Raw genomic sequence first — 8,884 nt, forward strand, 5'->3', positions numbered from 1 at the left:
ACCGCGGCGTGGTCACCTACGTGCGGGTGGTCGACGGCCACCTGTCCCCGCGCGAGAAGATCGTCATGATGTCCACCCGGGCGCACCACGAGCTGCTCGAGATCGGCGTCATCTCGCCCGAGCCCGTGCCCACGCAGGGCCTGGGCGTCGGCGAGGTCGGCTACCTCATCACGGGCGTCAAGGACGTGCGCCAGTCCAAGGTCGGTGACACCGTCACCAACGCGAGCAAGCCGGCTGCGCACGCGCTGGCCGAGTACCACGACCCGCGGCCGATGGTCTTCTCCGGGCTGTACCCCATCGACGGCTCGGACTACCCGGTGCTGCGCGACGCGCTGGACCGGCTCAAGCTCAACGACGCCGCCCTCGTCTACGAGCCCGAGACCTCCGTCGCGCTCGGCTTCGGCTTCCGTGTCGGGTTCCTCGGCCTGCTGCACCTGGAGATCGTCCGCGAGCGGCTCGAGCGCGAGTTCGACCTCGACCTCATCTCCACAGCCCCCAACGTCGTCTACACGGTGACGATGGAGGACCGCACGGTGATGACCGTGACCAACCCGAGCGAGTTCCCCGGCGGCAAGATCGGTGAGGTCCGCGAGCCGATGGTCAAGGCGACCATCCTGGCGCCCAGCGAGTTCGTCGGCGCCGTCATGGAGCTGTGCCAGACCCGCCGCGGCGAGCTGGGCGGGATGGACTACCTCTCCGCCGAGCGCGTCGAGCTGCGCTACTCCCTGCCGCTGGCGGAGATCGTCTTCGACTTCTTCGACCAGCTGAAGTCCAAGACGCGCGGCTACGCGTCGCTCGACTACGAGCCGTCGGGCGATCAGGCCGCGGCGCTCGTCAAGGTCGACATCCTGCTCCAGGGCGAGACGGTCGACGCGTTCAGCGCGATCGTGCACAAGGACAAGGCCTACGCCTACGGCGTGATGATGGCGGGCAAGCTCAAGGAGCTCATCCCGCGCCAGCAGTTCGAGGTGCCCATCCAGGCCGCCGTCGGCGCCAGGGTGATCGCGCGGGAGACAGTCCGCGCCATGCGCAAGGACGTGCTCGCCAAGTGCTACGGCGGCGACATCTCCCGCAAGCGCAAGCTGCTGGAGAAGCAGAAGGAGGGCAAGAAGCGGATGAAGACGATCGGTCGGGTCGACGTCCCGCAGGAGGCCTTCATCGCGGCGCTGTCCACCGGCGACACCGACCCCAAGGCCAAGAAGTGAGCGACCCACGGTGAGTGACCCGGAGTGAGCGACCCCGAGTGAGCCCGGCCCTGCCCGACGGCGAGGCGGTGCCGGACGACGGCGCACTGCCGGGCTGGGTGCGCGACGCGCCGGGCCGCCCCGCGGACGCCGACGCCTTCGGCGTCTACCTGCACGTGCCGTTCTGCACGGTGCGGTGCGGGTACTGCGACTTCAACACCTACACGCCCGGCGACCTGGGCGAGGTGTCGGTCGGCTCGTCCGCGGCCTCGTACGCCCGGACCGCGCTGCGCGAGATCGACCTCGCCGCGCGCGTGCTCGACGACGCGGGGCGCGGCGGCCGCCCCGTGAGCACCGTCTTCGTCGGCGGTGGGACCCCCACGGTGCTGCCGGTCGCGGACCTCGCGCTGCTGCTCGACGCGATCCGCTCCACCTGGGGCCTGGCCCCCGGCGCCGAGGTGACCACCGAGGCCAACCCCGACTCCGTGACGCCCGCATCGCTCGAGGGGCTCGCGGCCGCCGGGTTCACGCGCGTGTCCTTCGGCATGCAGTCCGCCGTGCCGCACGTCCTGGCGACGCTGGACCGCACGCACGACCCGGCACGCATCCCGGACGTCGTGCGCTGGGCGCGCCAGGCCGGGCTGGCCGTGTCGCTCGACCTCATCTACGGCACGCCGGGGGAGTCCCTCGCGGACTGGCGGACGTCCCTCGACGCGGTCCTCGCGTGCGGCGTCGACCATGTCTCGGCGTACGCGCTCGTGGTCGAGGAGGGCACCCGGATGGCCGGGCAGGTGCGCCGCGGCGAGCTGCCGGCCCCGGACCCCGACGACCAGGCCACGCGCTACGAGCTGGCGGACGAGGTGCTCTCGGCGGCGGGGCTGGCCTGGTACGAGATCAGCAACTGGTCGCGCACGCCGGACGCCGCGTGCCGGCACAACGTCGCCTACTGGCGGGGCACGGACTGGTGGGGGATCGGCCCTGGGGCGCACTCGCACGTCGGCGCCGGGGACCGCGCCGTGCGCTGGTGGAACGTCAAGCACCCGCGTGCCTACGCGGACCGGCTGGGGCGCGGCCGCACGCCGGCGGCTGGGCGCGAGCTGCTCACCGCCGCCGATGTCGCCCTGGAGCGGGTGCTGCTCGGCTCGCGACTGAGCGAGGGCCTCCCGCTGGACTGGCTGACCGCCGCCGGCCGCACCGCCGTCGCGGGCCTGGTCGCCGACGGCCTGCTCGACGGCCGCGCGGCGATCGCGGGCCGCGCCGTCCTCACCCTGCGCGGCCGCCTCCTCGCCGACACGGTCACCCGCACCCTCACCCCCTGAGCACCGCCCCGTTCGTCGAGGGGGGCGTCCGGTGCGCACCGCTCGTGCGGAGCGGTCGGTCCTCGTGCGGAGCGGTGGGTCCTCGTGCGGAGCGGTCGGTCCTCGTGCGGAGCGTTCCGTCGCGACACGCCCGGCGCGTTGCGACGCGACGCTCCGCACCACGAGGCGGGAGGGGGGAGGGGGGAGGGATGAGGCGGGCCGGGGCTCGGGGACGCAGAGAGGGCCGGTGACCTGGTGGTCACCGGCCCTCGCCGCCGAGCTCAGCGCGTCACTTGATGAGGCGCCAGTTGAGCGGGTAGCGGTACGCCTCGCCCTTGTTCGTGGCGATCGCCGCCAGGATCATGAACACGGGCGCGACGAGGAGCGCGAGGAACAGGATGCTGCCGATGCCGAGCGTCACGATCGAGACGATCGTCAGCGCGATGCTGATGATCACGATGAGGATCTGGAAGTTCAGCGCCTCGGTCGCCTGCTCGCGGACGAACTGGCCGCGGTCCCGGTAGATCGCCCAGATGGCGACGGTCGCGATGATCGAGAGGAACCCGCTCAGGTGGGCGAGCATCGCCCAGGTGCGCTGCTCCGAGTCGCTCAGCGGTGCGCCGACGGCAGGGGCGCCGTAGGCCGGGGCGGGCGGGGGCGCGTAGCCACCGGCGGGCGGCGGTGCGTAGGCCGGAGCCGGCGGTGCGACCGGCGGTGCGACCGGCGGTGCGACGGGCGGCGGCGCAGCCTCGTAGCCCGAGGGCGCGGGCGGGACGGGGGGCGGCACCGAGCCGGGGACCTGGGGCTCGTCGGGGGTGGTGGTCATGTCATTTCACCAGCGCAATCGTGAAGGGGTAGGTGTGGGCCTGGCCGCGGTTGACGGCCTGGTAACCCTGGACGGAGAAGACGAGGGACACGACCCAGATCGCCAGCTGGCCGATCGAGGCGATGAACCCGGCGAGGAACAGCAGGTCGAGGATGCTCAGCGCGACCCAGGCGATCGTCAGCATGATCTGGAAGTTCAGCGCCTTCTTGGCCTCCTGGCCGACGAACGCGTTCTGGTCCTTCTTCATGAGCCAGATGACCAGGGACGGGATCGGGCCGAGGATGCCACCGAGGTGGGCGAAGCCCGCCCACTGGCGGACCTCGGCGTCGGACATCGGGCCGGGCTGGGCCCCGGGGGCCCCGGGGGGAGGTGTCGGGTTGGACAAGTCGATGCCCTTTCTTCTGGGCCGGCCGAGGTACGACGTCGACCGGTGGACAGCCGGAGCAGACGCTCCGACCGTCGGTGCGCTCCAACCCTAGCGAAATGGGTCACCCCGCGCGGGGAGGTGGCGCCGTGACGAAGTCGATGAGCTCCTCCATCCGGCCGAGCAGGCTCGGCTCGAGGTCGCGGTAGTCGCGCACGGAGGCGAGGATCCGCACCCAGCCCCGTGCGACGTCGGCCTGCTCGGCGTGCGGCCAGCCCAGGGATGCCAGCACGCCGAGCTTCCACGACGTGCCCCGCTCGATGACGGGCCACCGCTCGAGGCCGAGCCGCTCGGGCCGGACCGCCTGCCACACGTCGACGTAGGGGTGCCCCAGCACGAGGACGGTGCCGGCGGGTGCGGAGCGCACGGCCTGCTCGGCGATCCGGGTCTCCTTGCTCCCCGCCACGAGGTGGTCGACGAGCACGCCGAGGCGACGCCCCTGCCCGGGGGCGAAGCGCGCGATCTCGGCAGCGAGGTCGTCGACCCCGTCGAGCATCTCGACGACGACGCCCTCGACGCGGAGGTCGTCGCCCCAGACCTTCTCGACGAGCTCGGCGTCGTGCTTTCCCTCGACCCAGATCCGGCTGCCCCTGGCCACGCGGGCGCGGGCGCCGACGACGGCCCGTGACCCTGAGGCCGTGCGCGTGGGTGCGGCGGGGGCCGCGGGTCCGGCCGGCGCCACGAGCTCGACCGGGCGCCCGTCGACCCAGAACCCGTGCCCCAGGGGGAAGGTCCTGCGCCGGCCCCTGCGGTCCTCGAGCACGACGACGTGCAGGCCGCCGGACTTCTCGACGCGCAGCACGGCGCCCACCCAGCCCGAGACCACCTCCTCGACGACGAGCCCCACCTCCGCGGCCTGGCGCGTCGTCGAGCCTCGCCCGCCGCGCGCGGTGAGGTCGGCCCGGCCGGGCCGCTGCGGGGCGGCCAGCACGTCGTGGCCGTACCGGTCCGTCACGATGGGTCTCCTCGGTGGTGCGGGGTGGGGCGGGTCGGGCCCGATCATCGCACCGGGCAGGGCGCCCCTCCGGCGGCCCCGCCGGGCGCGTCGTAGGATTGGCACTCGTCGGTGGCGAGTGCCACCGCCCGGGCCCGGCCCGGTGCGTGTGCGGGAGGTGCGATGAGCGACGACCGTCGGCTCGACGTGCTGCGCGCGATCGTCCAGGACTACGTGCTCACCCACGAGCCCGTGGGCTCGCGGGTGCTCGTGGAGCGCCACGCGCTCGGCGTGTCGCCGGCGACCATCCGCAACGACATGGCGGCGCTCGAGGACGCGGGCTACATCGCCCAGCCGCACACGTCGGCCGGACGCGTGCCGACGGACAAGGGCTACCGGCTGTTCGTCGACCGGCTGGCCGAGGTCAAGCCGCTGTCCGCACCCGAGCGCCGCGCGATCGGCACCTTCCTCGACGAGGCCGTCGACCTGGACGACGTGGTGGACCGCTCCGTCCGGCTGCTCGCGCACCTGACCCAGCAGGTCGCCGTGGTGCAGTACCCGTCGCTGCGCCGCTCCGCGCTGCGCCACCTCGAGCTCGTCCCGCTCGGCGAGCGGCGCCTGCTCGTCGTCATCATCACGGACACGGGGCGGGTGGAGCAGCGCACGGTCGAGCTGGACGCCCCGCTGGCGGACCACGTGGTGCCGGAGCTGCGCGCCCGGCTCAACGTCACCGCCGTCGGCCGGCGCCTCGTCGACCTCGCTGCACCGCTCGAGCAGATGGTCGAGGCGTTCGAGCCGCCGGACCGGCCGCTCGTGCGGCACGTCGTCCGCGTCGTGGAGGACACGCTCGCCGAGTCCATCGAGGAGCGCATCGTCATGGCCGGGACGGCCAACCTCGCGCGCGCCGGCACCGACTTCCCCGGCACCATCCGGCCCGTCCTCGAGGCGCTCGAGGAGCAGGTGACGCTGCTGCGGCTGCTCACGGAGATGGCCGAGGACCAGGCCGCAGTGTCGGTGCGGATCGGCCGCGAGAACCAGCACGCCGGCCTGTCCGAGACCTCGATCGTGGCCACGGGCTACGGGGCGGACGGTGAGGCCGTGGCCCGGATCGGCTCGTTGGGACCGACGCGCATGGACTACGCCGGGACGATCGCCTCCGTGCGCGCCGTGGCACGCTACCTGTCCAGGATCCTCGCCGGATGACGCCGGCCACGACCCGTCCGGCGCCGGCCCCCCGGGGGCCAGCCGACGTCCGCCCAGAGAGGGACCAGTGAGCAACAACTACTACGAGGTCCTCGGCGTCGCGCGGGACGCGACCCAGGACCAGATCAAGAAGGCCTACCGCAGGCTGGCGCGTGAGCTGCACCCCGACGTCGCCACCGGCGAGGGGTCGGAGGACAAGTTCAAGGACGTCTCGCGCGCCTACGAGGTGCTGTCCAACCCCGAGAAGCGCCAGATGTACGACCGCGGCGTGGACCCGACGGCCCCCGGCGGGGGCAACGCCGGCTACGGCGCGGGGTTCGGCTTCCAGGACATCTTCGAGACGTTCTTCGGCGCCACCCAGGGCGCCTCGGCCCAGCGCGGCCCGCTGCCGCGCGCCCGGCGCGGCCAGGACGCTCTCGTCCGGCTCGAGATCGACCTCGCCGAGGCCGCGTTCGGCGCGCGCCGCGAGATCCCCGTCGACACGGCGGTGCTGTGCGGCACCTGCCAGGGCTCGTGCTGCCGCCCGGGGACCACGCCGCGATCGTGCGAGGTGTGCGGTGGGCGCGGTGTCGTCCAGCGCGTGGCCCGCTCGTTCCTCGGCCAGGTGATGACCTCGAGCCCGTGCGCCGCATGCCACGGCTTCGGCACCGTGATCCCGGACCCGTGCCCGGAGTGCTCGGGTGAGGGGCGGGTGCGCAGCCGTCGCACGCTCACGGTGGACGTGCCGGCCGGCGTCGAGACGGGCACCCGGATCCGGCTCACCGGCCAGGGCGAGGTGGGCCCGGCGGGCGGCCCGGCCGGCGACGTCTACCTCGAGGTGCGGGAGCGCCAGCACGACGTCTTCGTGCGGCGCGGAGACGACCTGCACTGCACGCTCGAGATCCCCATGACCGCCGCCGCGCTCGGCACGCTCGTCGAGCTGGAGACGCTCGACGGCGTGCGCCAGGTCGACGTGCGCCCCGGCACCCAGCCCGGCGAGGTGCTCGTCGAGCGCGGGCTGGGCGTCGGCCACCTGCACGTCGGCGGTCGCGGCGACCTGCACGTCCACGTCGACGTCCAGGTGCCCACGACGCTCGACGAGGAGCAGCAGGCGCTGCTGCGCGAGCTCGCGGCCCTGCGCGGCGAGGAGCGCCCGGCCTCGCGCCTCGCCCCGGCCCACCCGGGCGTGTTCGCGAAGCTGCGCGACAAGCTCGCCGGGCGCTGAGGGTGAGCGCACCGGTCTTCCTCGCCGAACCAGGCACGTTGGCCGGCATGGGGCCCGGCGGCAGCTACGCGCTGCAGGGGGCAGAGGCACGGCACGCCGGGGTGGTCCAGCGTCGCCGCGCCGGCGAGCGGGTGGACGTCGTCGACGGCGCCGGCGCGCGACTGACCTGCACCATCGCCGCGGTCGAGCCCGGCAGCCTGGTGCTCGACGTCCTGGAGCTGGTCACCGAGCCGGCGCCGGCCGTGCGGGTCGTGCTGGTCCAGGCGCTCGCCAAGGGGGACCGGGACGAGATGGCCGTCGAGGCCGCCACCGAGGTGGGCGTCGACGAGGTGGTGCCGTGGCAGGCGCACCGGTCGGTGGTGGTGTGGCGCGGTGAGCGTGCGGCCAAGAGCCGTGCGAGGTGGCTCGCGACCGTCCGCACCGCGGCCAAGCAGGCGCGCCGGGCGTGGGTGCCCGAGGTCGCCCACGCGGTGAGCACGGCAGATCTCGCGGCCCGGGTGCGCGACGTGGTCGCGCAGGGTGGCGCCGCGCTCGTGCTGCACGAGGCGGCGGCGGCGCCGTGGCACGACGTCGTCGTGCCGGAGGCCGCGGCGGACGGGGCGACCCGGCACGTGCTGATCGTCGTCGGGCCCGAGGGCGGGATCACGGACGACGAGGTCGCCGAGCTGAGCGCGGCCGGCGCGAGCGTCGTGCGGCTGGGTCCGCACGTGCTGCGCACGTCGACCGCCGGCCCGGTCGCGGCGGCCCTGGTCTGCGAGCGGCTGGGCCGCTGGCGCTAGCCTGGCGGCATGTCGACGTCCGCACCGCTCACCGCACCCGACTGCCTCTTCTGCCGGATCGTCGCCGGCCAGGTCCCCGCCGAGGTGGTCGCGAGCACCCCGACGCTCGTGGCGTTCCGGGACATCGCGCCCCAGGCGCCCGTGCACGTGCTCGTGGTGCCGCGCGACCACCACGCCGACGTGGCCCAGCTCGCTGCCGCCGACCCGGCGCTGCTCGCCGACCTGGCGCGGCTGGCGAACGAGATCGCCCAGGACGAGGCTGACGGTCACTTCCGGCTCATCTTCAACACGGGCTCGCACGCGGGGCAGTCGGTCTTCCACGTCCACGCGCACGTCCTGGCCGGGGCGCGCCTGGGCTGGACGCCCGCCTGAGCCCACGCCCCCGGGGACGGGCTCGCCCACGGCCGACGCGGGGCCGGCTCGGTAGGATGGCCGGATCGACCCGAGGAGAGCCCAGGCCGTCCGGCCGCACCCATGACCCAGACACCAGCGCGCCGTCCCGCTGACCGTGCGGTCCCCGTCGAGCACCGGATCGTCGTCCCCGCCCACCTGCCGGCCATCGCCCTGCTCGGCACGGGGGACGAGGTGCTGCGTGCGGTCGAGCGTGGTTTCCCCGGCGTGCACATCCACGCCCGCGGGGACGTCATCACGCTCCAGGGGCTGCCCGGTGACGTCGAGCTCGTCGCGCGCCTCATCGACGAGCTGCTCGAGGTCGCGGCGGCCGGCACGCCCCTGAGCCCCGAGGTGGTCACACGCTCCGTGCAGATGCTCAGCGCGGCGACGGTGAGCCGGCCGGCCGAGGTCCTCACCCAGAACATCCTGTCGAGCAGGGGACGGACGATCCGGCCCAAGACGGCGGGCCAGAAGGCGTACGTCGACGCGATCGACCGGAACACCATCACGTTCGGCATCGGCCCGGCCGGGACCGGCAAGACGTACCTCGCGATGGCCAAGGCCGTGCAGTCGCTCCAGGCCAAGCAGGTCAACCGGATCGTGCTCACCCGGCCGGCGGTCGAGGCCGGCGAGCGGCTG

Annotated in this window: 10 protein-coding genes; 7 read left to right on the forward strand and 3 right to left on the reverse strand. The window is 74.1% G+C overall.

The window, feature by feature from the left end; genetic code table 11:
* Positions 1–1,205, forward strand: a 1,205-nt coding sequence (gene lepA, locus PKY62_RS10675; protein ID WP_324536767.1) for a translation elongation factor 4, incomplete at its 5' end; no start/stop codon positions are given.
* 38 nt (positions 1,206–1,243) lie between these two features.
* Positions 1,244–2,503, forward strand: a complete 1,260-nt coding sequence (gene hemW, locus PKY62_RS10680; RefSeq protein WP_324536769.1) for a radical SAM family heme chaperone HemW — start codon at positions 1,244–1,246, stop codon at positions 2,501–2,503.
* A 268-nt stretch (positions 2,504–2,771) separates the two neighbouring features.
* Here the strand turns inward: hemW and PKY62_RS10685 are convergent, their stop codons facing one another.
* The 3 genes from PKY62_RS10685 to PKY62_RS10695 form a co-directional block, all read right to left on the reverse strand.
* Complete coding sequence (locus PKY62_RS10685; protein WP_324536771.1) at positions 2,772–3,308, reverse strand: DUF4870 domain-containing protein; 537 nt, start codon at positions 3,306–3,308, stop codon at positions 2,772–2,774.
* A gap of 1 nt (position 3,309) precedes the next feature.
* The gene (locus PKY62_RS10690) at positions 3,310–3,642 is read right to left on the reverse strand and encodes a DUF4870 domain-containing protein (protein WP_324536773.1); all 333 of its coding nucleotides are present in this window, start codon (positions 3,640–3,642) and stop codon (positions 3,310–3,312) included.
* A gap of 154 nt (positions 3,643–3,796) precedes the next feature.
* Entirely contained in the window at positions 3,797–4,690 is an 894-nt protein-coding gene (locus tag PKY62_RS10695) for a DUF3097 family protein (protein WP_324536786.1), read from the reverse strand.
* Positions 4,691–4,849: 159 nt separating this feature from the next.
* Between PKY62_RS10695 and hrcA the strand changes: the two genes are divergently transcribed.
* The 5 genes from hrcA to PKY62_RS10720 form a co-directional block, all read left to right on the forward strand.
* Positions 4,850–5,869 carry a heat-inducible transcriptional repressor HrcA gene (hrcA, locus tag PKY62_RS10700; protein ID WP_324536775.1) on the forward strand — a complete coding sequence of 340 codons (1,020 nt, stop codon included), beginning with the start codon at positions 4,850–4,852 and terminating at the stop codon, positions 5,867–5,869.
* Positions 5,870–5,936: 67 nt separating this feature from the next.
* Positions 5,937–7,073 carry a molecular chaperone DnaJ gene (dnaJ, locus tag PKY62_RS10705; protein WP_324536777.1) on the forward strand — a complete coding sequence of 379 codons (1,137 nt, stop codon included), beginning with the start codon at positions 5,937–5,939 and terminating at the stop codon, positions 7,071–7,073.
* A gap of 2 nt (positions 7,074–7,075) precedes the next feature.
* Positions 7,076–7,852 carry a 16S rRNA (uracil(1498)-N(3))-methyltransferase gene (locus PKY62_RS10710; protein WP_324536779.1) on the forward strand — a complete coding sequence of 259 codons (777 nt, stop codon included), beginning with the start codon at positions 7,076–7,078 and terminating at the stop codon, positions 7,850–7,852.
* Positions 7,853–7,861: 9 nt separating this feature from the next.
* Positions 7,862–8,224, forward strand: coding sequence for an HIT domain-containing protein (locus PKY62_RS10715; protein ID WP_324536781.1), 363 nt, complete (start codon positions 7,862–7,864; stop codon positions 8,222–8,224).
* A gap of 102 nt (positions 8,225–8,326) precedes the next feature.
* Positions 8,327–8,884: PhoH family protein (locus tag PKY62_RS10720; RefSeq protein ID WP_324536783.1), on the forward strand; the 558-nt coding region annotated here is incomplete at its 3' end.

Origin of the sequence: Actinotalea sp. (genome assembly GCF_035443605.1) — a bacterium.
Classification (GTDB): Bacteria; Actinomycetota; Actinomycetes; order Actinomycetales; family Cellulomonadaceae; genus Actinotalea.